The following is a 26,444-nucleotide window of genomic DNA, read 5'->3' as shown; positions in this document are numbered from 1 at the left end:
GGCCATCGCCGCTACATCCCGACCCAGGGAAAGGGAATGATCATGTTTGAAGACCCTCTGTTCATCGTTGTGCTTCTGTCTGTTGTGGCTGTTGCAGTTGTCCTGTTGATCGGTCTTGGCGGCTTTGCCGGTGGCGGCGAATTCAACAAGCGCAACGCGAACAAGCTGATGCGCTTGCGGATCCTCGCGCAGTTCATCGCGGTCCTGCTGATCCTGGGCTTCGTCTGGCTACGCGGAGGAGCGGACTGATGGTTGTCCTGAACAAGATCTATACCCGCACCGGCGATGCCGGAACAACCGCACTGGGCAATGGCGACCGTGTTGCCAAGCACAGCGACCGGGTGGAAGCCTATGGCACCTGCGACGAGCTGAACTGCTTTGTCGGCGTGGCGCGGCTTGAGGCGAAAGGCCAGACCGACAAGGCGCTCAGCCGCATTCAGAACGATCTCTTTGACCTGGGTGCCGACCTGTGCAGGCCGGACATGGCATCGGACGACAAGGCCGAATACCCGCCCCTGCGGATGACCGCGGCCCAGGTCGACCGGCTGGAGCAGGAAATCGACGTGATGAATGCCGAGCTGGAACCGCTGCGCAGCTTTGTCCTGCCCGGTGGCAGCAAGCTGGCGGCTCATCTGCACGTTTGCCGCACGGTTGCCCGCCGGGCGGAGCGTCTGACCGTTCTGCTGGCAGAGCAGGGCGACGTGAACAGCGCGGCGGTAAAGTACCTCAACCGGCTCAGCGACTGGTTCTTTGTCGCCGCACGGATGGCGAACAACGGTGGCAAGGATGACGTGCTGTGGGTGCCAGGCGCCAACCGGGACTAGGACCCGAGCGACCCATTGCCAGCGCTAACAGGTCAGAACGCGGCGTCTTCACTGCGGAAAATGCCGATTTTTCCCTGTTTCGCCCCTTGAGGTTTCGCTAAACCAGCACGAGACAATTCCATCGCCCGCCCTATGTGGGTGTGCAGCAACCAAGGAGAAGAACGCACATGAAGGTATTGGTGCCTGTCAAACGCGTGATTGACTATAACGTGAAAGTCCGCGTGAAATCGGATGGCAGCGGTGTTGATCTTGCCAACGTGAAGATGTCGATGAACCCGTTTGACGAGATTTCGGTCGAACAGGCGATCCGCCTGAAGGAAGCGGGTGATGCGGAAGAAATCGTCGTTGTTTCCATCGGTGTGAAGCAGGCGCAGGAAACCCTGCGCACGGCGCTGGCGATGGGTGCGGACCGGGCGATCCTGGTGGTTGCGACCGACGACGTGCATCAGGACATCGAACCGCTGACCGTTGCCAAGATCCTCAAGGCGATCGTGGACGAAGAGCAGCCGGGCCTGGTGCTCTGCGGCAAGCAGGCGATCGACAACGACATGAACGCCACCGGCCAGATGCTCTCGGCGCTGCTGGGCTGGTCGCAGGCCAGCTTTGCCTCCGAAGTCTCGATTGACGGCGACCATGCGGTTGTGACGCGCGAAGTGGACGGCGGGCTGCAGACCATCAAGGTGACCATGCCCACCGTGGTGACGGTTGACCTGCGTCTGAACGAGCCGCGCTATGCCTCGCTGCCCAACATCATGAAGGCCAAGAAAAAGCCGCTGGATGAGAAGACGCCTGCCGATTACGGGGTCGAAGTCGCCAACCGGCTTGAAATTCTGAAGACAGAAGAGCCCGAGGCCCGCGCAGCGGGGGAAATCGTGCCCGATGTGGACACGCTGGTGGCGAAGCTCAAAGAAAAGGGAGTTGTGTAATGGCTGTTCTGCTTCTTGCCGAGGTCAACAATGGCGAACTGGCAATGGACGCCACCGCCAAGACTGTGACCGCCGCCAAGTCTCTTGGTGACGTGACCATTCTCTGCGCGGGCGGCTCTGCTGCTGCCGCGGGCGAGACCGCCGCGAAAATCGACGGCGTGTCCAAGGTGCTGGTCGCCGAGGATGCAACGCTGGGTCACCGCCTGGCGGAATCCACGGCGGCGCTGATCGTGTCGCTGGCCGGTGATTACGAGCACATCGTCGCCCCCGCCACCACCGACGCAAAGAACGTGATGCCCCGCGTTGCGGCGCTGCTGGACGTGATGATCATCTCGGACGCTTCCGGCGTTGTGGATGGCGACACGTTCGAACGCCCGATCTATGCAGGCAACGCGGTCCAGACCGTGAAGTCGAAAGACGCCAAGAAGGTCATCACCTTCCGCACATCGACCTTCGATGCGGCCGGCACCGGCGGCTCTGCCCCGGTCGAGACGGTGGGCGCAGCGGCTGATCCCGGCCTTTCGTCCTGGGTCGAAGACAAGGTTGCCGCCAGCGACCGCCCCGAGCTGACCTCGGCCGGGATCGTTGTGTCGGGCGGCCGTGGTGTCGGCTCGGAAGAAGACTTCAAGCTGATCGAGCAACTGGCCGACAAACTGGGCGCCGCCGTTGGCGCGTCCCGTGCGGCGGTCGATTCGGGCTATGCCCCGAACGACTGGCAGGTTGGCCAGACCGGCAAGGTGGTCGCGCCCGAGCTGTATGTGGCGGTCGGCATCTCCGGTGCGATCCAGCACCTTGCGGGGATGAAGGATTCGAAGATCATCGTTGCGATCAACAAGGACGAAGAAGCCCCGATCTTCCAGGTCGCCGACTACGGTCTGGTTGCCGACCTCTTTGAGGCTGTGCCGGAACTGTTGGGAAAACTGTGATCTGACCGGCCAGCCAGGCTGGCCATTTCGGAACGCTCAAAGGCCCGCCACTGGCGGGCCTTTCTGTGTCAAAGAGAACCGATTTTCCCGATCAATCTGGCGGCACATTCCTCATGTGCCTGTGGCCCGAGCATCTGCGCCGCTGCCATTTCCTCCAACGGGCCGAAGATCATCCCCCCTGTCCCCTTCTGTACCGCAGCGGCAGAGGCGACCACTTCGACCAGATCGGTCGCATCCGCTGCGACCTGCTCCAGCATCATGCGGGTGACGAACAAGGGACCGGCATCGCAGCGCTCCATGCCGTCGCCGTCATCCTCTGCCGGGGCATGGTCGGAAAACCAGAGCAGAACGCACTTCCTTCCGGCATGGTCCAACAGCAGTTTCATCCGCGCAATCCAGGCGCGCTGCAACTCCCTGCGGACCGCCGCGAACCGTTCCGGCGACACCTGATGAAGGTGCCCCAGCATGTGCCTGGTAAAATGGAAATCCGCAAAATCCACCTCTGGATAGATGGTTTGCAACAGGGGTGACGGCGCCACGAACCGGTCGTTCCGGCGCGGATGGACCGTGTAGAACCGGTTTGACATGTTCTGTGCGCCCATGACCTGCACCACAACCGCATCGGCCCGCGCTGCCGCGTCAATGACAAAGGGATCAAGCGTGAAAGCATCAATGCCTGCGTTGGGCAGACCGAAATTCACGCAGGGCTTGCACAGCCCCTCCTCGACCAATGCGGGAAAGGGCCTTTCGATGAACCTGCCATATGTCTTTGTCCCGCCCAGAAAGGCAATATAGGGCTCTTGCAGATTGCGTTGCGGCCCCCGGAACACAAGTTTGGAATTGGCATACCGACACGGCTGATAATCAAGGGCCCCCGGCCCCAGCACATCATAGGTCATAAACCCACCTCATTTAACTCACCCATCCGCACCCTGCACCACCTCCGCTTGCGATTTTGTAAATGGAAGAATTTGCCGAGCCTTTTAGACACCTGCAGCCCTTGCGGCTCGGGCCCCGCGCGCACTAATGTGTGCCGAACTCAGACAAAGGACGGGCCATGGACATCCAGACAATCGGTATCGTGGGCGCAGGTCAGATGGGCAACGGTATTGCGCATGTGATGGCGCTGGCCGGCTATGACGTCAAACTCACGGATGTCTCCGAAGACGCCCTGCGCGCAGCGGTCGAGATCATCGACGGAAACCTTGAACGGCAGGTCAACCGCGAGAAGATCACAGCCGAGGACAAGGCGGCGGCGATGGCGCGCATTCAAACCACCACCACCCTGACCGACCTGGGCAAGAGCGACCTGATCATCGAGGCCGCAACAGAACGCGAGACGGTGAAACAGGCGATTTTCGAGGACCTGATCCCGCATCTGAAGCCGGAGACGATCCTGACCTCGAACACCTCTTCGATCTCGATCACCCGGCTGGCCAGCCGCACCGACCGCCCGGAGAAATTCATGGGGTTTCACTTCATGAACCCTGTGCCGGTGATGCAACTGGTCGAATTGATCCGTGGGATCGCCACCGACGAGGAAACCTTCAAGGCCTGCGCCGATGTGGTGGACAAGCTGGGCAAGACCGCCGCCAGCGCCGAAGATTTCCCCGCCTTCATCGTCAACCGCATCCTGATGCCGATGATCAACGAAGCCGTCTACACGCTTTACGAAGGTGTGGGGTCTGTCAAATCCATCGACAGTTCGATGAAACTGGGGGCCAATCATCCGATGGGGCCGCTGGAACTGGCCGATTTCATCGGTCTGGACACCTGCCTTGCGATCATGAACGTGCTGCATGACGGGCTGGCGGATACCAAATACCGGCCCTGCCCCCTGCTGACCAAATATGTCGAAGCGGGCTGGCTGGGCCGCAAGACCCAGCGGGGTTTCTACGATTATCGCGGCGACACGCCTGTGCCGACCCGTTAGGTCGGCCGCTGCACCGGCCTGATCAGTCTTTCAGCGCCAGCGTATGCGCCCGCAGCCAGGCCATGAACCCGCGCGGATCGTCGGCGTATCTGTCGATTTCAGCCTGATCAATCGGGTGGCCGACAATGGGCCCCTGCGGCTTGTTGCAGGAATGGACGATCTCGTGCAGCAAGAGGCCCTGACGCAACATCGGACTGATCTGGTTGGCAATCTGATAGGCGCGGCTGTTCTGGCCGGGAAACTTCATCGGAACAACAGCAGCACCCGAGCGGCGGATCATCTTGGCCGTAAAGACGTTCCATTCGGCCTCGACCGCCGGGCCCCACCAGGTCTCGGAGGAGGCAACGACGCCAGAGGGAAACAGCGCCACAACGCCGCCATCCTTGAGATGGGCCATCGCCTTGGCCCGCATTTCGACCCCTTTGCGCTGCGCGTCAGCGTCATGCGGGAAGGGCACCGGTATCATGAAACTGCCGGCCACCTCGTCAATCGAGGTCAGCAACGACCGTGTCAGGATGCGGTAGTCGGAGCGGACCCGCCCGATCAGATCGGCAAAGATCATGCCATCGACCATGCCATGGGGGTGGTTCGCCACCACGACAACAGGACCTTTCGCCGGGATGCGCTCCAATTGCTCCTGCGGTGTCGTCAGGTCGATCCCCATCGTATCAAGGGCCGCACGCCAGAACGCCTGTCCCGAGGGGGCGCCACGTTTTTCGAACTGGCGGATCATGCGCAGGATGGTGAGTTTCCCGGTAAACATCTCCATCACACTGATAAAGCGGGCCTTCCAGGGATCGTCAAAAGTTGACGCATAGGAAAGACTGCGCCGATCATACTTGTTGAACGAAACGGTTTCAGCACGGGTGCTGTTCGCACTCGTGTTCCGGTTTATCAATGATTGTGACTCATCCACCAAGCAACATCACCTTTGTCATACGCGCATCAGCGGTGTCAGTAGCCTTCCCCGAACTTATCCGCAACCAATGCGGTCAGCGCCTCGGCCAATGCATCTGCATCGGGGCCGGAGGTCTGGATGTCAATAGTGGTACCACGGGAAGCGGCCAACATCAAAAGACCCATGATGCTGTCACCGGAAGCGGACATGCCGTCCTTGCTGACTTCGGCTCGGGCGTCGAAGGCTTCCACAACTTCCACCAGCTTGGCGGATGCACGTGCGTGAAGCCCCTTTACGTTAATAATCTTGAGGGAAATATCTGTCATTTCAGGACTTGGACTTTCTACTGCGCGCTCACGTTCTGGCTGTCGATGTACTTCTTACCAGCTTCAAGCGCCGCGCGCACGGCATCCGGTACATCCATCTGGCGGGATTTGGCCAGCTTGATCAGCATCGGCAGGTTCGCGCCATAGATGATCCGCCGGTTGGCCTGCTTGCAGGCCAGCAACGACAGGTTGGAGGGCGAACCGCCGAACAGATCGGTCACGACAACCACACCGGTCCCCTGGTCGACCTCATCGGCCGCTTCGCAAATTTCTTCCTGTTTGGCATCGCGGTCATGATCGGCGTGAATGGCAATGGCACGCACGCCGTTTTGTGATCCCACGACATGTTCGATCGCCGACAGGTATTCCTGTGCCAATCCTCCATGCGCTACAATCACAATGCCGATCAAGATGGTGCCTCTGCTATTCTTTGGCGATCCAGTTCGCGATGCCTTATTGACACCGGCCACCCTGCCTCTGCAAGACGCAAAGCATGGTCTTCGGCCATGGTTACAGAACGATGTTGCCCGCCGGTACAGCCAAAGGCGATGGCAATATGGGATTTCCCCTCTTCGCGGTAGGCGGGCAGCAGATAAATACTCAGCTCCAGCACCTTCTGCGCAAAGGTATCGAACCGGGCGTCCTGCTTGACGTAATCGGCAACGGCGGCGTTTGTCCCGTTCAGCGCCTTGAGCTGCTTTTCATAATGGGGATTACGCAGGAAACGGCAGTCATAGACAATATCGACCCCGCGCGGCACGCCGCGCTTGTAGGAGAATGACTGCACCGAAACCGCAAGGTGATGCTGACCACCGGGGACGAACCACTTTTCAATATCCTCGCGCAGGCGGTGCACGCTGTAGGATGTCGTGTCGATCAGCACATCCGCGCGGTTGCGGATCGGGGCCAGCAGGTCACGCTCGCGGCGGATGCCCTCTTCCGGCTGGTCCACGGGGGCCAGGGGGTGGCGGCGGCGGGTTTCCGAAAACCGCTGCAAGAGCACTTCGGTCGAACAATCGAGATAGAGCAGTTCCGATGTCAGATCCTGGGCGGCGGCCAGTTGGCGCAGCAGATCCATCATCGCATCCAGCGAAAAATCCCGGTTGCGCGGATCAATGCCCAGCGCCATGGGGCTTGACCGCGCAGGCGCGGCCAGCAAGGCCGGCATCAGGCGCAGGGGCAGATTGTCTATTGCCTCATAACCCGCATCTTCCAGCACGTTGAGTGCAGTCGACCGCCCCGCACCAGCTTGTCCCGTGACCAGCACGATATGCGGATGCGTGGCGCGGCGGTCGGCAGACCCGGCTGAATCACTATCGTTCATTGCTCAGAACTTATGCTGCACCGCAGATAAAGCAAGATGGCAGCGGCGAAATGCGGGCCGTCAACCCGGTGCAGGCAGGGAATATCCAACCCCAGCACCTGATGGGTCCGGGCCGGCGGCAACCGGTCCTGCTCTGCCCGGGACAAATCGACAACCAGCGCCAGCGGCGTCGGCCCGGCACCTGGCACCCGCAGGATGCCCAGGCCGCGGGCTTCGATCATCCCGGCAATGCTTTCGGGCACATCCGCGACCACACCATCACCGCGCCGGGAAACCCGCGTTCTGTCATCGGCGACCAATGTCGCACCAAGCGCAATCAATTGCAGCGCCAGGGCGGATTTTCCGGCCCCCGAAGGCCCGATGATCAACACCCCGCGATCCGCGATGCGGACCGTGCTGGCATGCAGGATGTCGGTTTCTCCGCTCAGGTCGGCAACCCGACGACAAAGCGCGCGCCCAGCGGGTCAGAGGTGATATCCGCCTCTGTCGGGCGAATGTTCTCGGCCCAGATCACACCGCCATGCGCTTCGACGATCTGCTTGGAAATCGCCAGCCCGAGGCCGGAGTTATTGCCAAAATGCTCTTCGGGACGTTGCGAATAGAACCGGGTGAAGATCTTGGAAAGTGCCTGTTCCGGAATGCCGGGGCCGGTATCCTCGACCACGACCAGAACCCGGTTCTCCCGCTTGCGCGCCCAGACCCGGATGGCATCACCGTCCTCGCAGAAGGAAATCGCATTGGTGATCAGGTTGACGAATACCTGCGCCAGCCGCGCCTCCAGCCCGTGCACGAGGATCGGGTCCGGGGGCAGATCAGTGATAAAGTCGATCCCCTTGCCCCTGGCTTCCTCGCCCAGGAATTCGCTGAGGTTTCCGATCATCTTGAGCAGGTTGAATTGTTCTTCCTCTTCCTTGACCAGTTCCGAATCCAGCCGGGAGGCGTTGGAAATGTCGCTGACCAGCCGGTCGAGGCGCCGCACGTCGTGGTCGATCACATCCAGCAGTTTTTCGCGCTGATCGTCACGTTTGACCATCCGCAGCGTTCCCACGGCGGACCGCAGAGAGGCCAGCGGATTCTTGATTTCATGTGCCACGTCGGCGGCAAATTGTTCGTTGCTGTCGATCCGGTTGTAAAGCGCCGAAACCATGCCGCGCAACGCCCCTGACAGCCGGCCAATCTCATCCGGTCGCGCGGTCAGATCGGGGATGCGAATCCGTCCGGGGTTTACCTTGCGCGCGTTCTTGTCACGCCCCAGCTCCGCCGCAGCAGACAGGTCCGCGAGCGGGTTGGCAATGGTCGATGCCAGAACAAGGCTCAGCCCGATGGACACCAGCGTGGCAATAACGAACATCTGCAACACGCGCTCGCGCTCGCCCCGGACCAGGCGGTCAATCTCCCCCGCCGCCGAAGCAATCGCGACAAAGCCGACGGGCTGGCCGTTTTGCAGGATCGGCGTCATCACGGTGAACAGAGTGCCACCGTCAGCGTCAAAGTTGTTTTCGATCTGGGTCCCGCTTGCCGCCGCACCGGGGATCATGGACTTCAGCCTGTCCTCAATAGGGATTTCCACGTCATCCGGGCCGCCAAACGGTGCCGATAATTTCGCCCACAGCCAGTTCAGGCCATCGGTCAGCAAGGTATGCTCTGCGACCTCAGACGGGCTGCCCATCTTGCCTTCGGTCTGGGAAATCAGCGTCTCGGCGGTGTCATATACATAGACCTCGACGCCGCTGCGCAGGTCGAGCGCGGACAGCGTGGCGGCGACATCCACACCATCACCCGTCGCGAGGTTCACCGGCGCATTGCTGGGCAGTTGCGCTTCGAACACATCTGCGATCAGCTCGCTTTCGGAAACCAGCGCCGAGGCACGTTGAACAGCCAGGCTGTCGCGGGATGAATTCAGATACAGGATGCCCGCGACCAGCACATTCAACGCAATCAGGTTGAATGTGATGATCTTGCGGGTCAGCGGTGACGAGCGCAACGAAAGCAGGCCACGCCGTTCCCGGCGTGCGCGCATTTCGTCCGGCGCGTCGTTGTCCGGTGCGATCCAGTCATCGCCTAGAACAATATCGCCATCCCGTGAAGATGTGCTCGTGTCGCGCACAAAGTTCCTTTCGGCAATTGCCAAGGGCTTGCTCTATTCTTCGTTATATCTGTAGCCGATCCCATAAAGCGTCTCAATCGCCGAGAATTCGTCGTCAGCGGTCCGCATCTTCTTGCGCAGGCGCTTGATATGGCTGTCGATGGTCCGGTCATCGACATAGACCTGATCGTCATAGGCCACATCCATCAGCTGATCCCGGGATTTCACGAAACCGGGACGTTGGGCCAAAGCCTGCAGCAGCAGGAACTCGGTCACGGTCAGGGACACTTCCTTGCCCTTCCAGCTGACCGCATGCCGCAGCGGGTCCATGCGCAGATCGCCGCGTTCCATCACCTTCGTCTCTTCGGTATCGCCGACCTCGCCGGTCTCCACTGCATCCTGACGGCGCAACAGGGCGCGAATGCGCTCAACCAGAAGACGCTGCGAAAAAGGTTTCTTGACGTAGTCGTCCGCGCCCATCCGAAGGCCCAGCACCTCGTCGATCTCGTCATCCTTGGAGGTCAGGAAGATGACCGGCATCGCCGTTTTCTGGCGCAGCCGCTGCAGCAGGTCCATGCCGTCCATGCGCGGCATCTTTATGTCAAGAACTGCCATATCCGGCAGTTTCTTGTTGAAGGCGTCAAGTGCCGCCTGCCCGTCATTATAGGTTTCCACTTCGAAACCTTCGGCTTCCAGAGTCATCGAGACGGACGTCAGGATGTTCCTGTCGTCGTCAACCAATGCAATTTTAGACATTGCCCGCTTCCTTCTTATGCTGCTCAACATTCGTTTTTGATTTTTGATTTATAGAACCCCGAATGTGGCCACCGAATCAATCTCTAACTACGAATCACCGCGCTTCCACCCATAATTCGGCCACAATTTGGTTAGGAATGGCTAAATTGCCGCACTTTTTCATGGACATCAGCCGGCCTGCCCGTCCCGGACACCGCCTGCCCGGAACCTCTTTGAGCACCCTTTCCGCCAAAGTTTGCCATGATGGCGCTAACTGCGACAAACCTGCCTGTTCTTATCTTGAAACCTCGTGTTAAGAGGCGCTGCATGACCCTAGATGGTCGCAGGCTGACTGCCTGAGCAACCTTGATTTGCGCAATTTCCGCGCGCCTGCAGGAGAAAATACATGACATTTGGACGGGTAAACCCGCAGTTCCGCCTTGAGGATCAACAGATCGCGGGGCTGGGCAATGTCTATTACAACCTGATGGAACCAGCTCTGATCGAGACCGCGGTGAAACGTGGTGAAGGCACGCTTGGCAATGGCGGCTCATTCCTGGTGACCACCGGCAAGTTCACAGGCCGGTCCCCCAAGGACAAGCATGTGGTCAAGACCGACAGCGTCGTCGACACGATCTGGTGGGAAAACAACGCCGCCATGTCGCCCGAAGGTTTCGATGCGCTTTATGATGACATGATTGCCCACATGCAGGGCAAGGATTACTTCGTGCAGGATCTGGTCGGCGGCGCCGATCCCCGCCACGCGATCAACGTCCGCATGGTCACCGAACTGGCCTGGCATGGCCTGTTCATCCGCACCATGCTGCGGCGTCCGGACCGCGCGGACCTGGACGATTTCACCGCCGATTTCACCGTGATCAACTGCCCGACCTTCCAGGCCGACCCAAAGAAACATGATTGCCGTTCCGAAACGGTGATCGCGATGAACTTTGACCGCAAGCTGATCCTGATCGGCGGCACCGAATACGCGGGCGAGAACAAGAAATCCGTCTTTACCCTGCTCAACTATCTGCTGCCGGAAAAGAACATCATGCCGATGCATTGTTCCGCCAACCACGCCACCGGCAACCCGGTGGACACGGCGGTCTTCTTTGGCCTGTCCGGCACCGGCAAGACGACCCTGTCCGCCGATCCCCAGCGCACGCTGATCGGCGATGACGAACACGGCTGGTCAGACAACGGCACCTTCAACTTCGAAGGGGGCTGCTATGCCAAGACGATCAACCTGTCTCCGGAGGCAGAGCCGGAAATCTATGCCACCACCACCAAATTCGGCACAGTGATCGAGAACATGGTCTATGACGAAGAGACCAAGGAACTGGATTTCGAAGATGACAGCCTGACAGCCAACATGCGCTGCGCCTATCCGCTGCATTATATCTCCAATGCCAGCAAGAAGGCCCTGGGCGGCCATCCGAAAAACATCATCATGCTGACCTGCGATGCCTTTGGTGTCCTGCCCCCCATCGCACGGTTGACCCCCGCGCAGGCGATGTACCACTTCCTGTCCGGCTTCACCTCCAAGGTCGCCGGCACCGAACGTGGCGTGACCGAGCCGGAGCCCACATTCTCCACCTGCTTCGGCGCGCCTTTCATGCCGAGACGCCCCGAAGTCTATGGCAACCTGCTGCGCGAGAAGATCGCCCAGCACGGTGCGACCTGCTGGCTGGTGAACACCGGCTGGACCGGCGGCGCCTATGGCACCGGCAGCCGGATGCCGATCAGGGCCACCCGGAACCTGCTGACCGCTGCACTGGACGGTTCGCTGGCGGATGTGAAATATCGCAAGGACCCCAACTTTGGCTTCGAAGTCCCCGTATCGGTCGACGGTGTGCCGGATATCCTGCTGGACCCGCGCCGCACCTGGGACAACCCCGAAAGCTATGATCGCCAGGCGGTCAAGCTTGTCACGATGTTCTCGGAAAACTTCGGCCAATACATGGCACATATCGATGACGACGTGAAAGCAGCCGCCATCGGCTAAGATCCGCACTCTGGTTTCGCATCACCCCGACCCAGGGGCAACACGGAACCAGCTTTGCGCCCTGAAGCGATCGCCAAAAAAAATCGCCCTCGCAGCAGTTGCGAGGGCGTTTTTGATTTGGCAACGACGGTTCCGACAAGAACCAAGGCTTGGATACTGGCGCGTCTGTCCGGTTCAGGCCACCAGTTCTTCGACCGGGATATCCAGCATGAAGCGGGCGTCCTCACGGCTGAGGTAAACCATGAAGGCCTCCAAAAGCTGTTCACGGCCATGGACAGCCCATTTCAGCGCGCCGGGTTCGGTATGCATATAGCCCACACGTTCGGAGAACCCTTTGAAGGCCACGGCACGCAACATGAAGCCGAATATCCAGTCGGGATCCCAGCGGTTGACCGCTTCGAGGATGCCCGCACGCGTCAGCACGCTGGACAGACCGGTGCCACGATACAGCCCGTCGTCCGGGGCCATCCAGACCTCACCATGGTAAACGGCATCGCCGTTGATCCGATGGGCACCGGGTGAAGCCCGATACCGCGACCGGCCCAGATCGACACCGGGAATGGGTGGCGGGAATTTCTGATAATTCCGCATCAGATAGGTGCTGAGCGCGACATCCTGAAGACTGATAGTCTTGAACGCCTGGGTATGGATCAATTCGCCAAACTGGTTGCGACCGATCAGCCAGAAACCCGTTTCCGCACCGAGATCGTGGTAATCAGGGTTGAATGGATCGCCAAGCTTTTGCGCGGGACGCTCTTCCTCGACGACGGTCTTATAAATCTCAAAGTCGCTGCCGACTGTGATCTCTATCTTGCTGGCCCCCAGAATGTTCCCGCTTGTCGCAATGAAGGGCGCCGCATTGCTTGGGAATTGAACAGTCATGACTATTGGTCTCCTTAGCCGCCTGACCACAGGTTACGCCAAGAAGTAGAAAAACACCCGTAAATTGAATCGAATTTGTCAAAATTAAGGCATCAACTCGTTCAAGTCATGGAAATCTCCTCGAATTTTGCCTCATTTTTGTCGAATTCCTGCATCCCAATATCCACCAAACCGGCCAGTTTTTCGGGCTCAAGGTTGCGAATCAGGACCTTTGGAGTAGGCACAACGAGGGTCATGACCGCCGGTGATCCATCAGGGAAAAAGCCTGCCATCATAAGGCGTTGATATGCGATTGGCACCCAGCCTTCACCGTCCGGACGGGGCATTCGGGTGAATACATGATCCAGCCGGGCAAGTTGCGTTGCCTGCACATCGTGAAACGCCTGATTGAGCATATGGCCGAATTCTTCGCCTGCAGGCAGCAAGGCAATGGGTCGGCCAATGCTTGAACGGGCATAATCCAGCCCAAACCATCCCACATAGGCCGACCGTTCACCAAATTCGACACAGAGCCATTCTGTCCCTGATTCGCGGTACACGAGAAGATAGGGCTGGACATGGGCCAGATTTTCGCTCTCAATCTGGCCGCAGGACATGGACCACGCCCGAAAGGTTTCACGCAGCAGGAGGGACGAGTCATCCCATATCAGGCCGATCGGTTTCTGCTCCTGGTAGAAATCCCATTCGCCGACATGGGCCTGCAGAAACTGAAGGTTCCCATGCGACGAGGACGCGCCACGCAGCCATGTCTTGCCCCGCGCAAGGATATCCTTTGCACCGGCAAGGCTTGCCTCGCCTTTCTCGCTCAGCTGATAACGCCGGTCATCCACGACAAACAATGGCGCACCCAGCTCCGCCTCAAGCGAGGCAATGTGTCGGCGCAATGTCTGCCTTGTGCTGCCCAACTCCTTAACAGCATGGCTCAGGTTCAAAGTTCGGGCAAGCGTGACAAAAGACCGGATCATCTCGAAAAGCAGTGCAGGCGGCGCGCTTTCGATATCGTTCGGTGTTACGTCGATGTCGGTCATGGGTTTATTCATCAACGAAAATCGTAAACCAATCACCCATTAATGCAACAAATATCACCCATCTACATCACATTCGTGATCAGAAAATAACAGAATCTACGCAATTGAACGAAATGGGGAAACTCGCGATTAAAGTGTATGTTCAACCAGAGGTTTGAAGTTATGACCCATCCTGTAGACGCCCATGTGGGCAAAAAACTTAAGCAAATTCGGACTCTGCGCCGCCTTTCGCAAACAGATGTAGCACGAAAGCTCCAACTCTCGTTTCAGCAAATTCAGAAATACGAGATCGGTTCAAACCGGGTTGCCGCCAGCCGTCTTTTCGAACTGTCGCAAATCCTGGATGTTCCGCCGTCCTACTTCTTTGAGGGGCTGCACGACAATGCGAACACCGCCCCCAATGCTGACCCGAGCATGGAAATCGTCTCTGCGCTGGCCTCCATCAAGGACGATGCCGTGAAAACCCGGATCGTCACCTTTATCGAAGACGTTTCCGGCGTCACGGTTGCACGTCAGGTGTAAGATGGCTGCAGGGCTCCCCTGCAGCTGTCCCAAAATTTCATTATAAATCAGGCCCGTTTGGGCATCATCCTTTGCCAAGTGCCCGCTGTTTCGACACGTGGTTGTTCTGAAAGCAGCCGGGCGCCAACCCGGCGGCGAAACCCAATCTCAACATTGATTTGGCCGCCGTGACGGCCAAAGATAGGGTAGCCGCCTGTCAACGCTCGTTTTTTGCGTGGTGTCATGCAGGAAAGAAACAATCGGCTGCGCAATTTTAGAACAAATTTCCGCAGCGAAACGTATCTTTGTTGTGCTGCGACTGCGAAGAGGCTAAGTGGTCACCCAGCAGAAAAGGGATGATATACATGGCACATGATGGTCAGGACCTGACGAAACTGAATGCACCTGTGATACTGGACGACCTGCTGGCGCTTACCGCAGCAGCGGTTGGCCCGGTTGATACCATCCTTGAAAAGGCCAAGGTCAGCCTGCGCGCGATGGTCAGTGCCGATGGCCGGGTGTCGGCCGATCTGATCGAACAGAATCAGACCGCAGCCCATGGCCTTGCCTGGCTGGCCACCTACGCCCAATCCCTGCGCCAGATGCAGAAATGGGCCGAAGCGCTGGAATCGAACGGAAAGTTCGGCGAGATCGAGCAGCTGATCCACCAGATCGCCTTCGGCGAATATCTCTGGCAGATCTATGGCGGCATCCAGATGAACCAGGGCGAAATCCTGCGCCTGCAGGACCTGGGCCTGTCGCAGGATGACATGCGGGGCCTGATGGAACCCGCGATCATGACGCTGACCCAGGGCGGCAACACGCAGGCCGCGCGCGTTCGTCTTGTCGCACTCATGCAGGAGCAATCCGCAAACATCACCATGGGGGCCACCGGCCTCGATGACGAGTTGGAGATGATTCGCGAGCAATTCCGCCGCTATGCGGTCGAAAAAGTCGAACCATTTGCCCATGACTGGCACCTCAAGGACGAACTGATCCCGATGGAGGTGATCACCGAACTGGCCGAAATGGGTGTCTTTGGCCTGACCATCCCCGAGGAATACGGCGGCTTTGGCCTGTCCAAGGCCTCGATGTGTGTGGTCTCGGAGGAACTTTCGCGCGGATATATCGGTGTTGGCTCCCTTGGCACCCGGTCTGAAATCGCGGCGGAACTGATCATCGCGGGCGGCACGGATGCGCAGAAAGAGAAATGGCTGCCGCGCATCGCCTCTGCAGAAACCCTGCCCACAGCGGTGTTTACCGAGCCGAACACCGGTTCCGACCTCGGCAGCCTGCGCACACGCGCGGTCAAGGACGGCGACGACTACAAGATCACCGGCAACAAGACCTGGATCACACATGCCGCGCGCACCCATGTGATGACCCTGCTCGCCCGGACAGACCCTGACACCACCGACTACCGCGGCCTGTCGATGTTCCTTGCCGAAAAGACCCCCGGCGATGACGCCAACCCCTTCCCCACCGAAGGCATGACCGGCGGCGAAATCGAGGTCCTGGGCTATCGCGGCATGAAGGAATACGAACTGGGCTTTGACGGTTTCCACGTCAAAGGGGAAAACCTGCTGGGCGGCGAAGAAGGCAAAGGCTTCAAACAGCTGATGGAGACGTTTGAATCCGCGCGCATCCAGACAGCGGCCCGCGCCATCGGCGTGGCGCAATCGGCAATGGATATCTCCATGCAATATGCGCAGGACCGCAAGCAATTCGGCAAGGCGCTGATCAACTTCCCGCGTGTGGCATCAAAACTGGCCATGATGGCGGTCGAGATCATGATTGCACGACAACTGACCTATTTCTCTGCCTTCGAAAAGGACGAGGGCCGCCGCTGCGATGTGGAAGCCGGGATGGCCAAGCTGCTGGGCGCACGGGTCGCCTGGGCCGCCGCCGACAACGGGTTGCAGATCCACGGCGGCAATGGCTTTGCCCTGGAATACAAGATCAGCCGCGTGTTGTGTGATGCCCGCATCCTGAACATCTTTGAAGGGGCCGCCGAAATCCAGGCGCAGGTCATCGCACGGCGGTTGCTTGGCTAGGTAGAAAACCTCGGCCTTGCCTCTCCCAGGCGCGGGTGCAAACCCCGCGCCAGCCAGGCCGCCCACAACATCCCGCCCCCGCAGACCGCAAACAGACCTGCGATCGGCATGCTCAACAGAACCAGACCCGCCACCGCAGGTGTCACGATCCCCGAGGCATCGCGGTAGCTGGAATAAACCGCCGACATTTCCGTCCTCTCCGACGGTTTCACCGCCATCAGGAACGGCAGCGAGCCGCAGACATCCAGCATGATCAGCAATACGGATGCGATATAGAGGCTCGCCACCGCCATCCAGGGCGACGCCGTCAACATCCATCCCCCGATGAAAAAGGCACCACCCACGGCGAAGGCCCCGCTGACGGCGTTGCGCACGCCGACCCGGCGCACCACCACCATCAGCAGCGGTGCCGCGAACAATGTCATGTTCGAGGCCGACAGCGCCGCCGCCCCCACCGCATTGCCCAACCCGTTTTCGACGCAATAGATCGGCAGATATACGACATAGACCCACCAGCCGCAGGACCGGATCACCGCAAACAGCCAGCCCGCCACCAGCCGGGGTTGATGCACGAAGCGACCGAGGTAGGCCAGCGGCTGCGGTGCCTGCGACCGCGCGCGGGTGATCTGTTTGCCATTGCCCATCCGCAGCCGCCAGAACATCGCCATCTGCACCAGGGCAAACAGCCCCGCGACAATGAAGGGTGCCGGTGTCCACCAGTTCAGCAACCAGACCCCGGTGATCGGCCCCACAACCCAACTTGGCCCGCTGAACAGCAGCCGCATAGATTCAGACCGCGCCAGGTTGGTCCGCGCCACGTAATCAAGCACATAGGCATTCAGACAGACCGCGCAGGTCACCGTCCCGAGGCTGAGCACACCCAGCGCCAGCGCACTGAGCACCGGCACCTGGGTCAGGGCCAGGGCAACACCCAGAAGATAGAAGGCCGTTCCCGCAGTATACATCCAGCGCCGCATCAGGAGCGCCGCCAGCGATGGAACCATCAGCCCGAACAGCAGCGACACGATCCCGACGCCAAGGTAAATCCAGCTCACCAGGCTGGCATCCGGATAGGCACGGTATATCACCAGGGGCATCACCGACATCAGCATCCCGCGCACCCCCGCCTCCAGCCCTGCAAGAATCGCAAAATCGCGGACCTGTGGAAGGTGCAAATGGGTAAGCGGCAATGGCGCGCGTGGACTTATCATGCCTGTTTCTTGATCACATGGCATCCGGCCCGTCGCAGCATTACGCGACAATTCGCGTGTCGGAAACATTGCTTCGCGTGACGGCTTGCGCTGACCGTGGCCCGGCCCTATCCACTGGCGCATGAATACAACGCGGCTCAATTCGGACAGGTGGATCGCGGCGGGGTTCGACGCCCTGCGGCAGGCGGGCCCGCAGGCGCTTGCCGCCGAGCCCCTGGCCCGCAGGCTGGGCACGACCAAAGGGTCATTTTACTGGCATTTCAAGGATGTGCCCGCCTATCACGCGGAACTGCTCGCCCGCTGGCAGACAGATGCGCTGGCGCAATTGGCGGATTTGCGACAGCAGGACGGTGCCGCCAACCGCAGGCTGCGCGACTTTGGCCTTGGGATGCTGGCTGACCCCACCGAGCCCTCCCTGCGGGTCTGGGCGCAAAGCATGCCCGACGTGGCCCGCGCCCTCGCCCGGATCGACGCGGAACGGCTGTCCCATCTGGAGGATCTGCTGCGCCAGCTGGGCCTGGGCAACCCCGACTTTGCCCGCGCGCTGCTGGCCTCCCTGATCGGCCTGCCTCAGGTCCCGGCATCCGGTGACGAGACCTCTGCGGCGGCTTTTGAAATCCTTGTCGATACCGTATTGGCACTCGAATGATAAAAATCCATCTGCCGCTTCTGGCGCTGTTTGCCCTCGCGGCCTGCGACAGCGACGAAACCCTGCGTGGCCATGGTGCCGCTGACAAGCAATGGCGCCTGGTCGAATTGCAGGACGCCGCCTTTGCCGCCACCGCCACACTCACTTTCCCTGAAAAGGGCGTGGTCAGGGGTCAGGGCCCCTGTAACGGTTTTTCGACAACCAATACCGTGCCCTACCCGTGGTTCGATGCAGGCCCGATCCTCGCCACGCGACGCGCCTGCCCGGACCTTGCCGCCGAAAGCGCCTATTTCACCCTGCTGGAGGCCGCCACCCTGTCAGAGGTGCTGGGTGACACGCTGACATTGTCGGATGACAGCGGCGTGTTGCTGACGTTCAAAGCCGCCGACTGAAGGCTTCGACGAAACGCGCCCGCGCTTCGGGCAGGGGCTTGTCGCCAAGATCCCGTGCCAGATGAGCCTCCAGAAAATATCCGGTGGTGCGAAAGGCCGCGGCAATCTCAATGTCCTCTGCGTCACCCTGCCCGCGCAGCACATCCGGCAGCGGCAACAGCCGCTCCGCCCAGTCGCCGGCCCCTTTTGCTGACACCGCCCGCCCGGATTTGGGGGACACATACACCAGTTTCTCCGTGGTCCCCGTCACCGCGCAGGACGACAGATCAAGCCCATAGCCCATCTCCTCAAGCAGCCCCAGCTCCCATTGCAGATAGGCCAGCGGCCAGATCTCATTCTGCCCCAGCAGATCAAGCAGTCGCTCCGTCCGGTGATAAAGCCCCGGATGCGCCTCACGCTCCGGCAGGCAAAAGGACAGGATCGCGGTAACCGCATTCAACCCGGCCAGCGCCAGCCGGTCCGACATCACCAGGGCGGCCCGGCTGCGCAGCGGTTCGACGGTAAAGGCTCCGATATGGTCTTCCAGCCGCGCGCGCCATGCCACGTCAAGCTGCGCACCGGGCTGCAGGTGCGGCGCGATCTTGCGGCTGGTGCCGCCGCGCACCACACCCAGATGCCGCCCCTGTGCCGCTGTGAACATTTCGATGATGGCGGATGTCTCCCCGTGGCGCCGCACCCCAAGCAATATGCCCTGACCGCGCCATTCCATCAGGCCAGGCCTATCTCATCCAGCAGGTGCCGCCCCTGACGGTCCTCGACCTCTATCACCCATAGATCGGGGTCAAAACCCCGCTGCCGCGCCACCGTGTCATCCACCTCGCGCTCGGCACCGCTGCTCAGCTCGACCCAGCGACGCTCCCCGGTCATCAGGTCGAATGACCGATGGAACAACACGGCATTGCCATCCAGCGTCGCAAGCTTGACCAGCACCGCACCGCCGGTGTCATCGCCATGCGCAACCACAAAGGCCGGGATATCGCTCAGCCGCAACCGCGCCAGATAGGCGTCGACCCAGAATCGTGCGGTCAGACGGGGCACGCCATCCCCCGCTTCATTGTTCCAAAAATACACTCTTCCGGCGCAACATACCGGCCGGGATCACCCGTTGCCATCTTTGAAATCCAGACCCATTTCGGTATAGCGCTCCGCCTCGTCCAGCCAATTCGCCCGAACCTTGACCTGCAGGAACAGGTGAATGCGCCTGCCCAGGAATTCCTCCAGCTCTTCCCGCGCGGCCTTGCTGACCTGTTTGATGGTCTCGCCCTTGTTGCCCAGGACAATGCCCTTGTGGCCGTCGCGAATGACATAAATCAGCTGATCGATCCGGGCGGAACCATCCTTGCGCTCTTCCCAGTTCTCCGTCTCAACCGTCAATTGATAGGGCAATTCCTGATGCAGCCGCAGGGTCAGTTTCTCGCGGGTCATCTCAGCGGCGATCATGCGCAACGGCAGGTCCGCGATCTGATCCTCGGGGTACAACCAGGGCCCCTGCGGAACCTCACCCGCAAGCCATTGCCGCAGGGCGTCCACGCCATGTCCCCGCTCGGCAGAGATCATGAAGGTCTCCGCAAAGTCATAGCGGGTGTTCAGGTCCTTGCTGAGACCCAGCAGAACCGGCGCCTCCACCCGGTCGATCTTGTTGATCGCCAGAGCCACCTTGCGGCCCTCGCCGATATCGCCCAGGCCTTCGAGAATGCGTTCGACCCCTTCGGTAACCCCGCGATGGGCCTCGACCAGCAGGACAACCACATCGGCATCCGCGGCCCCGCCCCATGCGGCGGCCACCATCGCACGGTCCAGCCGGCGGCGCGGCTGGAACAGCCCCGGCGTATCCACAAAGACGATCTGGGCCTCCCCTTCCATCGCCACCCCCCGGATCCGGGCCCGGGTGGTCTGCACCTTATGGGTGACGATGGAGACTTTCGCCCCCACCATGCGGTTGAGCAGGGTGGATTTACCCGCGTTGGGTTCTCCGATCAGGGCAACGAATCCGGCACGGGTGGTCATGTGTTGTTCTCCAGCTGCCTGAGCAGCGTGCTTGCAGCTTCCTGTTCGGCTGCGCGTTTCGACGGGGCGGTTGCCCGTGCCTGTTTGCCGTTTTCCAATCGCGCCTCGATGGTAAAGACCGGGGCATGATCGGGGCCGCTGCGGTTGGTCTGGACATATTGCGGCGGCGCCAGCTTGCGCGCTTGCGCCCATTCCTGCAAGGCCGTCTTGGCATCGCGGGCATCCTCCTCGACAGTGTCGATCCGAGCGCCCCAAAGCCGCAGAACCAGCGCCTTGGCCACGTCAAAGCCACCATCCAGGTAGACGGCGGCAATCACCGCCTCGATCGCATCCCCCAAAAGCGCCAGCTTGCGCCGGCCACCGGAGATCATCTCGGACCGGCCGAGCTTCAGAACCTTTCCCAGATCAATCTCGCGCGCCACATCCGCGCAGGTTTCCTTGCGGACCAGGGCGTTGAAACGCGGGGCCAGTTGCCCCTCCGTCGCCCCGGTATCCAGCGCCAGCAGCGCCTCTGCCATGACCAGCCCCAGAACCCGGTCGCCCAGGAACTCCAGACGCTGGTTGTCGTCCCGGTTGGCCGAAGACATCGAGGCATGGGTCACCGCGCGGACCAGAAGAGCTGGATCGGCAAACTGGTGGCCGATGCGCTCTTCGAAGGCCTTGAGGTCCGCGCTCAGTTTCATTTCACCGCTTTGAAGAACCGGTCGCCGCGCCAGGTCCAGAAAAACAGCATCGACCGGCCGGCAGAGCTGAACATGATACGATCCGCCCGGCCGATCAGGTTTTCGAAAGGCACGAAACCAACGCCGCCCGCCTGCTGCGCCAGACGGCTGTCGGCAGAATTGTCGCGGTTGTCACCCATGAAGAAATAATGCCCCTCGGGCACGTTATATATACCGGTGTGGTCCGACTGCTGATCGCCGATGTTCAGGATCGCGTGGGACACGCCATTCGGCAGGGTCTCGATCTGGCGGCTCTTGATGCAGGTGCCGCCCTCGCCCACGGGTCCATTCTCGCACCGGGGGCGCAAACCCTGCGGGCCCTGCGCGGTCATCTCTTCCTCAAAGACCCCTGCGTCTTTCAGCGCCACGGGTTCGCCGTTGATGTGCAGCACACCCGCCTTGACCTGTACCGTATCGCCGGGAAGCCCGATCAGCCGCTTGATATAGTCGCGGCCCGAAACCGGGTGGCGGAAGACAACCACATCGCCGCGTTCGGGCTCGCTCCCGAACAGGCGTGTGTTCTCGCCGTCAAAGACACCGCAGATGTCCTTGGCATCCACCTCGATGCCAAAGCGGGGCAGCATCAGGCTTGGACAGGAGGCATAGGAATAGCCATAGGCCATCTTGTTCACGAAAAGAAAATCACCGATCAGCAATGTTTCCTTCATCGAACCGGAGGGAATCCAGAACGGCTGAAAGAACAATGTTCGGAACACGCCTGCGATCAACAGTGCATAGACGATTGTTTTGACGGTTTCGACAAAGGCGTTGCCTGTCTTTTCCTTCTCGGCCATTCGGCGCTTTCCTTTATGCTCGGGCTTGAGGGTACATGCGCAGGGACAGCGCTACTGTCAAGGGAGGGTGCGCCCGGGTGAGCGGAAGCGGCACGCCGCAGGTCAGGAGAGCGGGCGCGCTTCGATCACGACAAAGGCCTGCGCCCAGGGATGATCATCTGTCAGGGTCACATGGATGATCGCTTCATGGCCCGGCGGTGTCATCTCGTGCAGGCGTTCCGCCGCCCAGCCGGTCACCGCCATCACCGGCTGGCCGGTTGCAAGGTTGCTGACGGCCATGTCGCGCCAGCTGATCCCCATGCGCAACCCGGTGCCCAGCGCCTTGGAACAAGCCTCCTTCGCGGCCCAGCGTTTGGCATAGGTTCCGGCCACATCCTTGCGACGTTCGGCCTTTCGCTGCTCGACTTCGGTAAAGACCCGGTTTCGAAATCTGTCACCAAAACGGTCAAGCGTGGCCTGAATGCGTTCGATATTTGCCAGGTCGGTGCCAATGCCCAGGATCATGAGGAAACCTTTCGCACAGAGGTCACGCCCCGTTCGGCGCAACACCGACCTTGCTCATGACCGTGCTTCATCCATCAGCCGACGCATTTCCGCAATGGCAGGTTCCAGCCCCAGGAAAATCGCTTCCCCGATCAGGAAGTGGCCGATGTTCAGCTCGCGCACTTCGGGAAAGGCGGCAACGGGCGACACCGTGTCATAGGTCAGCCCATGCCCGGCATGCACCTCCAGCCCCAGGCCATGCGCCATGGTCGCCATTTCCTGAAGGCGGCGCAATTCCTCCTGAGCCTCATCGAACCGCCCCTCTGCATAGGCGTCGCAATAGGCACCCGTATGCAGCTCGATCACTTCCGCACCAATCCGGTTTGCAGCCTCGATCTGGCGTTGATCGGCGGCGATAAAGATGGATACCCGGCATCCCGCATCCCGCAGCGGCGCGATGAAATGGGCCAGCCTGTTTTCCTCGCGCGCCACGTCCAGCCCGCCTTCGGTGGTGCGTTCCTCACGCTTTTCCGGCACGATGCAGACCGCATGTGGCTGGTGGCGCAGGGCGATCTTCTGCATCTCGTCGGTCGCGGCCATCTCGAAGTTCAGCGGCACCGAGAGCACATCCATCAGCCCCTCGATATCAGCGTCCGAGATGTGGCGCCGGTCTTCGCGCAGATGCGCGGTAATGCCGTCGGCACCTGCCTTTTCGGCAATCTTTGCCGCGCGCAGCGGATCGGGGTATTGGCCGCCCCGCGCATTCCGGACGGTCGCCACATGGTCAATGTTCACGCCCAGTCTGAGCTTTTGTTGTTCCGCCATATCCAACCCCCTCGTTGATCCACAAACTAATCCACTTTGCGCTTGGCATCAGCCTTAAGTGCCGTTTTTTGCTTCAGCGCCTCGAACTTTGCCTTGATCATCCCCTTGCGCCGTTTCTGATAGGCGCGCAACAGCGGCACCATGAGGTAATAGGACAGGGTGGCAAAGAAAATGCCGGGCAGGATGCCCCCGATCAGATAGGGATAGAAAATCTGTTGGACAAAGACCACAATGCCCGACCAATCCATATCGGCATTCGTGAACATCGCCCGCAGGTTCCACCAAAGATCGCCCCCGGCATCGGCGAACTTGCCGCCGAAAGATCGGTGGTCGCCCTCGGGCAAATGCGATCCCAGAACGAAATGCCCGGTTTGCAGCGCCATCACACCGATCGGAACATAGGTCAGCGGATTGCCAAAGAAGGTCCCCATCAGGGCGGCCAGCACATTGCCCTTCATCAGTTTTGCCAGCAGCGCGGCGATCAGGAAATGCAGGCCATAGAAAGGTGTAAACGCCGTAAAGACACCTGCCCAGATCCCGCGGGCGATACGTTCCGGGCTGTCGGGCAGCCGTTTCATGCGGTGTTTGACGTAGTGAAACGCACGTGTCCATCCGCCGCGGGGCCAAAGGAATTCGGCCATCGCGCGCAATGTCGGTTTCGGATCACGGCGTTTGAAAATCAAATCCAGTTTCCAATTTCATTATGGCCGCTCAATTGTCCTGGCGTTTGAGCGATGCCTGCGTATCCGCCTTTTCGGGCAGATCCTTGTTCCTGTAGCGGCTGATTTGCGCGACTTCGCTTTCCGCCTCCAGCGTCAGCATCAATGAATGCAGATGCGCAATGTCTCTTAATTCCACATAGATCAACAAACGATAAAAGTCAGGCCTGCGCTCAAGAAATGTCAGGTCCGAAATATTGGCTGCGGCCTCTCCGATCAATGTACAGATGCGTCCCAGCGCGCCCGCGCCATTGCCCAGGGTGATATCCAGAACCGCCTCGTAAACGGCGGGATGGTTGCCGTCATGCCAGCGCAGGTCCAGCCATCTGTCCGGCTGTTCCTCATAGGCCGACAGACGGTCGCAATCAATTGCATGCACGGTCACGCCCCGGCCACGGAACATGATGCCGATGATCCGCTCACCGGGAAGCGGGTTGCAGCACGGTGCCCGGTCAAAGGATTGTCCGGGCTCCAGACCGATGACCGCGCGGGCCTTGTCGATATGATCGCCCTCGCGCGGGGCGAGATCCGCATAAACCGCCCGCACGACTTCGCGGCCCGACAGTTCGGAACTGCCCAGCCGCGCCAGGACTTCCTCGGCACTATCAAGACGCATGTTCTTGGCCGCAGTGCGCAGCACCTTGTCGGTCACCCGCTTGCCCACATGGGCAAAGGCAGAGCGTGCCAGTTCCTGGCCCAGCTTGATGAACCTTTCGCGGTCCACTTCCCTGAGCGAGCGCCGGATGGCTGTCTTGGCCTTGCCGGTGGTTGCGATATCCAGCCAGGTCACCTGCGGGGTCTGGCCCTGCGCAGTGATGATCTCGACCGACTGGCCGTTCTTGATCCGGGTCCAGAGCGGAACGCGCATGTGATCCACCTTGGCCCCGACGACGGCATTGCCGATCCTTGTGTGGATTGCATAGGCGAAATCAATCGGCGTGGCCCCGCGCGGCAGCTTCACCACGTCCCCCTTGGGGGTAAAGCAGAAGACCTTGTCCGCATACATCTCCAGCTTGACCGCTTCGAGGAAATCCTCGTGGTTTTCCTCCGCGTCGAACTGCTCTGTCAGTTGCGAAATCCACTTGGCCGGATCCACGGCAAAGGGGTTTCTCGACCGCACCCCGTCGCGGTAGGACCAATGCGCCGCCACGCCTGTTTCGGCCACATCATGCATCTGGCCGGTTCTGATCTGCACTTCGACGCGTTTGCCGTCCCGACCGGAAACGGTGGTATGGATGCTGCGGTATCCGTTCGACTTCGGCTGGCTGATATAATCCTTGAACCGTCCCGGCACCGCGCGCCAGCGCTGGTGGATCGCGCCCAGCGCACGATAGCAGTCTTCTTCGTTCTCCGCGATCACGCGGAAACCGTAGATGTCGGACAGTCGGCCAAAGCTCTGTTCCTTTTCTTCCATCTTGCGCCAGACGGAATAGGGTTTCTTGGCACGGCCAAAGACTTCGGCCTCGATCTTGGCCTTGGCCAGTTCGGTCCGCATGTCGCCGGTGATCCGCTGGATCACATCGCCGGTCTCGCGCTGGAGCGTGATGAATCTGCGGATGATGCTTGCGCGCCCTTCAGGGTTGAGCACGCGAAACGCCAGATCCTCCAGCTCTTCGCGCATCCACTGCATGCCCATCCGGCCGGCAAGCGGCGCATAGATGTCCATGGTTTCGCGCGCCTTCTGCCCCTGCTTGTCGGCGCGCATCGCCTTGATGGTGCGCATGTTGTGCAGGCGGTCGGCGAGTTTCACCAGGATGACGCGCAGGTCTTTCGACATCGCCATGAAAAGCTTGCGAAAGTTCTCGGCCTGCTTGGTCTCGGAAGAATTCAGCTGCAGGTTGGTCAGCTTGGTCACACCATCGACAAGCTCGGCCACCTCGCGGCCAAACTTCTTCTCCACATCCGCATAGGATGCCTTGGTGTCTTCGATGGTGTCGTGCAAAAGCGCCGTGATCAGCGTGGCATCGTCAAGCCGCTGTTCGGTCAGTATCGCCGCCACGGCGACCGGATGCGTGAAATACGGCTGGCCCGAGTGGCGGAACTGCCCTTCGTGCATTTCCGCGCCAAACTCAAACGCGGCGCGGATCAGTGTCTCGTTCGATTTCGGGTTGTAGGCTTTGACCAGGCGAATCAGATCGTCGGCAGTTGTTTCGGCGCTTTCCATGCCATCTGCCCCATGCGCCCGTTACCGGGG

The 26,444-nt window shown here is 60.3% G+C and carries 30 protein-coding genes; 10 read left to right on the top strand and 20 right to left on the bottom strand.

Features of this window, described 5'->3' with window-relative positions; translation table 11 throughout:
* Positions 1–42: 42 nt before the first annotated feature.
* The 4 genes from O4H53_RS22795 to O4H53_RS22780 all read left to right on the top strand — a co-directional run bounded on the left by O4H53_RS22795 (position 43) and on the right by O4H53_RS22780 (position 2,676).
* The gene (locus O4H53_RS22795) at positions 43–249 is read left to right on the top strand and encodes a twin transmembrane helix small protein (RefSeq protein ID WP_114274395.1); all 207 of its coding nucleotides are present in this window, start codon (positions 43–45) and stop codon (positions 247–249) included.
* Entirely contained in the window at positions 249–824 is a 576-nt protein-coding gene (locus O4H53_RS22790; protein ID WP_269367347.1) for a cob(I)yrinic acid a,c-diamide adenosyltransferase, read from the top strand. The genes O4H53_RS22795 and O4H53_RS22790 overlap by 1 nt, the downstream gene beginning before the upstream one ends.
* Positions 825–991: 167 nt before the next feature.
* Complete coding sequence (locus tag O4H53_RS22785; RefSeq protein WP_114273641.1) at positions 992–1,750, top strand: electron transfer flavoprotein subunit beta/FixA family protein; 759 nt, start codon at positions 992–994, stop codon at positions 1,748–1,750.
* Positions 1,750–2,676 (top strand): electron transfer flavoprotein subunit alpha/FixB family protein, encoded by a 927-nt coding sequence (locus O4H53_RS22780; protein ID WP_269367346.1) that lies wholly within the window; start codon positions 1,750–1,752, stop codon positions 2,674–2,676. The genes O4H53_RS22785 and O4H53_RS22780 overlap by 1 nt, the downstream gene beginning before the upstream one ends.
* Positions 2,677–2,744: 68 nt before the next feature.
* Here O4H53_RS22780 and O4H53_RS22775 read toward each other — a convergent pair whose 3' ends face one another.
* Positions 2,745–3,575 (bottom strand): DUF6473 family protein, encoded by an 831-nt coding sequence (locus O4H53_RS22775; RefSeq protein WP_269367345.1) that lies wholly within the window; start codon positions 3,573–3,575, stop codon positions 2,745–2,747.
* Between the two features lie 158 nt (positions 3,576–3,733).
* On the opposite strand from O4H53_RS22775, the gene O4H53_RS22770 reads away from it, so the two are divergent.
* Positions 3,734–4,609 (top strand): 3-hydroxybutyryl-CoA dehydrogenase, encoded by an 876-nt coding sequence (locus O4H53_RS22770; protein ID WP_114273644.1) that lies wholly within the window; start codon positions 3,734–3,736, stop codon positions 4,607–4,609.
* Between the two features lie 22 nt (positions 4,610–4,631).
* On the opposite strand, the gene O4H53_RS22765 is transcribed toward O4H53_RS22770, so the two are convergent.
* From O4H53_RS22765 to O4H53_RS22735, 7 genes are read right to left on the bottom strand one after another with little or no spacing between them, the layout of a single operon-like run.
* On the bottom strand, positions 4,632–5,507 hold the full coding sequence (locus O4H53_RS22765) for a lysophospholipid acyltransferase family protein (RefSeq protein ID WP_269367355.1): 876 nt from the start codon (positions 5,505–5,507) through the stop codon (positions 4,632–4,634).
* Between the two features lie 56 nt (positions 5,508–5,563).
* On the bottom strand, positions 5,564–5,833 hold the full coding sequence (locus O4H53_RS22760; RefSeq protein WP_114273646.1) for an HPr family phosphocarrier protein: 270 nt from the start codon (positions 5,831–5,833) through the stop codon (positions 5,564–5,566).
* Positions 5,834–5,850: 17 nt separating this feature from the next.
* Entirely contained in the window at positions 5,851–6,243 is a 393-nt protein-coding gene (locus O4H53_RS22755) for a PTS sugar transporter subunit IIA (RefSeq protein WP_269367344.1), read from the bottom strand.
* Entirely contained in the window at positions 6,240–7,157 is a 918-nt protein-coding gene (gene rapZ / locus O4H53_RS22750; protein ID WP_269367343.1) for an RNase adapter RapZ, read from the bottom strand. Before rapZ ends, O4H53_RS22755 begins: the two co-directional genes overlap by 4 nt.
* Positions 7,154–7,564 carry an HPr kinase/phosphorylase gene (locus O4H53_RS22745; RefSeq protein ID WP_331284247.1) on the bottom strand — a complete coding sequence of 137 codons (411 nt, stop codon included), beginning with the start codon at positions 7,562–7,564 and terminating at the stop codon, positions 7,154–7,156. Before O4H53_RS22745 ends, rapZ begins: the two co-directional genes overlap by 4 nt.
* 17 nt (positions 7,565–7,581) lie before the next feature.
* Complete coding sequence (locus O4H53_RS22740; protein WP_269367342.1) at positions 7,582–9,264, bottom strand: sensor histidine kinase; 1,683 nt, start codon at positions 9,262–9,264, stop codon at positions 7,582–7,584.
* A 33-nt stretch (positions 9,265–9,297) separates the two neighbouring features.
* Positions 9,298–9,999: a response regulator transcription factor gene (locus O4H53_RS22735; RefSeq protein ID WP_269367341.1), complete on the bottom strand. Its 702-nt coding sequence runs from the start codon at positions 9,997–9,999 to the stop codon at positions 9,298–9,300.
* A 385-nt stretch (positions 10,000–10,384) separates the two neighbouring features.
* Here O4H53_RS22735 and O4H53_RS22730 point away from each other — a divergent pair, with 385 nt between their 5' ends.
* The gene (locus O4H53_RS22730) at positions 10,385–11,983 is read left to right on the top strand and encodes a phosphoenolpyruvate carboxykinase (protein WP_114273650.1); all 1,599 of its coding nucleotides are present in this window, start codon (positions 10,385–10,387) and stop codon (positions 11,981–11,983) included.
* Positions 11,984–12,157: 174 nt separating this feature from the next.
* On the opposite strand, the gene O4H53_RS22725 is transcribed toward O4H53_RS22730, so the two are convergent.
* Both O4H53_RS22725 and O4H53_RS22720 read right to left on the bottom strand, forming a co-directional pair.
* Positions 12,158–12,865 carry a hypothetical protein gene (locus O4H53_RS22725; RefSeq protein ID WP_269367340.1) on the bottom strand — a complete coding sequence of 236 codons (708 nt, stop codon included), beginning with the start codon at positions 12,863–12,865 and terminating at the stop codon, positions 12,158–12,160.
* A gap of 101 nt (positions 12,866–12,966) precedes the next feature.
* Positions 12,967–13,893 (bottom strand): helix-turn-helix domain-containing protein, encoded by a 927-nt coding sequence (locus O4H53_RS22720; protein ID WP_269367339.1) that lies wholly within the window; start codon positions 13,891–13,893, stop codon positions 12,967–12,969.
* A gap of 162 nt (positions 13,894–14,055) precedes the next feature.
* Here O4H53_RS22720 and O4H53_RS22715 point away from each other — a divergent pair, with 162 nt between their 5' ends.
* Positions 14,056–14,415, top strand: coding sequence for a helix-turn-helix domain-containing protein (locus O4H53_RS22715; protein ID WP_269367353.1), 360 nt, complete (start codon positions 14,056–14,058; stop codon positions 14,413–14,415).
* A 344-nt stretch (positions 14,416–14,759) separates the two neighbouring features.
* Complete coding sequence (locus O4H53_RS22710; RefSeq protein WP_269367338.1) at positions 14,760–16,448, top strand: acyl-CoA dehydrogenase family protein; 1,689 nt, start codon at positions 14,760–14,762, stop codon at positions 16,446–16,448.
* Here O4H53_RS22710 and O4H53_RS22705 read toward each other — a convergent pair.
* On the bottom strand, positions 16,445–17,659 hold the full coding sequence (locus tag O4H53_RS22705) for an MFS transporter (RefSeq protein WP_269367337.1): 1,215 nt from the start codon (positions 17,657–17,659) through the stop codon (positions 16,445–16,447). The two genes, O4H53_RS22710 and O4H53_RS22705, sit on opposite strands and share 4 nt — an antisense overlap.
* A gap of 121 nt (positions 17,660–17,780) precedes the next feature.
* Here O4H53_RS22705 and O4H53_RS22700 point away from each other — a divergent pair, with 121 nt between their 5' ends.
* Together O4H53_RS22700 and O4H53_RS22695 are read left to right on the top strand one after the other, a co-directional pair.
* Entirely contained in the window at positions 17,781–18,308 is a 528-nt protein-coding gene (locus O4H53_RS22700) for a TetR/AcrR family transcriptional regulator (RefSeq protein ID WP_114273654.1), read from the top strand.
* Positions 18,305–18,700, top strand: a complete 396-nt coding sequence (locus tag O4H53_RS22695; protein ID WP_269367336.1) for an META domain-containing protein — start codon at positions 18,305–18,307, stop codon at positions 18,698–18,700. The genes O4H53_RS22700 and O4H53_RS22695 overlap by 4 nt, the downstream gene beginning before the upstream one ends.
* Here the strand turns inward: O4H53_RS22695 and recO are convergent.
* From recO to O4H53_RS22650, 9 genes are all read right to left on the bottom strand, one after another.
* Positions 18,684–19,409, bottom strand: a complete 726-nt coding sequence (gene recO / locus O4H53_RS22690; protein ID WP_269367335.1) for a DNA repair protein RecO — start codon at positions 19,407–19,409, stop codon at positions 18,684–18,686. The genes O4H53_RS22695 and recO overlap by 17 nt on opposite strands.
* Positions 19,409–19,738, bottom strand: coding sequence for a DUF1491 family protein (locus O4H53_RS22685; protein ID WP_269367334.1), 330 nt, complete (start codon positions 19,736–19,738; stop codon positions 19,409–19,411). The genes recO and O4H53_RS22685 overlap by 1 nt, the downstream gene beginning before the upstream one ends.
* Positions 19,739–19,798: 60 nt before the next feature.
* Complete coding sequence (era, locus tag O4H53_RS22680; RefSeq protein ID WP_269367333.1) at positions 19,799–20,707, bottom strand: GTPase Era; 909 nt, start codon at positions 20,705–20,707, stop codon at positions 19,799–19,801.
* On the bottom strand, positions 20,704–21,390 hold the full coding sequence (gene rnc, locus O4H53_RS22675) for a ribonuclease III (protein WP_269367332.1): 687 nt from the start codon (positions 21,388–21,390) through the stop codon (positions 20,704–20,706). Before rnc ends, era begins: the two co-directional genes overlap by 4 nt.
* Positions 21,387–22,223 carry a signal peptidase I gene (lepB, locus tag O4H53_RS22670; RefSeq protein WP_114273658.1) on the bottom strand — a complete coding sequence of 279 codons (837 nt, stop codon included), beginning with the start codon at positions 22,221–22,223 and terminating at the stop codon, positions 21,387–21,389. The genes rnc and lepB overlap by 4 nt, the downstream gene beginning before the upstream one ends.
* A 102-nt stretch (positions 22,224–22,325) precedes the next feature.
* Complete coding sequence (gene acpS / locus O4H53_RS22665) at positions 22,326–22,727, bottom strand: holo-ACP synthase (RefSeq protein ID WP_114273659.1); 402 nt, start codon at positions 22,725–22,727, stop codon at positions 22,326–22,328.
* Positions 22,728–22,781: 54 nt separating this feature from the next.
* The gene (locus O4H53_RS22660; RefSeq protein ID WP_114273660.1) at positions 22,782–23,531 is read right to left on the bottom strand and encodes a pyridoxine 5'-phosphate synthase; all 750 of its coding nucleotides are present in this window, start codon (positions 23,529–23,531) and stop codon (positions 22,782–22,784) included.
* Between the two features lie 26 nt (positions 23,532–23,557).
* The gene (locus O4H53_RS22655) at positions 23,558–24,214 is read right to left on the bottom strand and encodes a DUF2062 domain-containing protein (RefSeq protein WP_114273661.1); all 657 of its coding nucleotides are present in this window, start codon (positions 24,212–24,214) and stop codon (positions 23,558–23,560) included.
* 28 nt (positions 24,215–24,242) lie between these two features.
* Entirely contained in the window at positions 24,243–26,414 is a 2,172-nt protein-coding gene (locus tag O4H53_RS22650) for a RelA/SpoT family protein (RefSeq protein ID WP_269367331.1), read from the bottom strand.
* Positions 26,415–26,444: the final 30 nt, after the last annotated feature.

It is taken from the genome of Sulfitobacter sp. G21635-S1 (genome assembly GCF_027213915.1).
Classification (GTDB): domain Bacteria; phylum Pseudomonadota; class Alphaproteobacteria; order Rhodobacterales; family Rhodobacteraceae; genus Sulfitobacter.
This window is presented reverse-complemented; position numbering and strand designations above follow the sequence as displayed.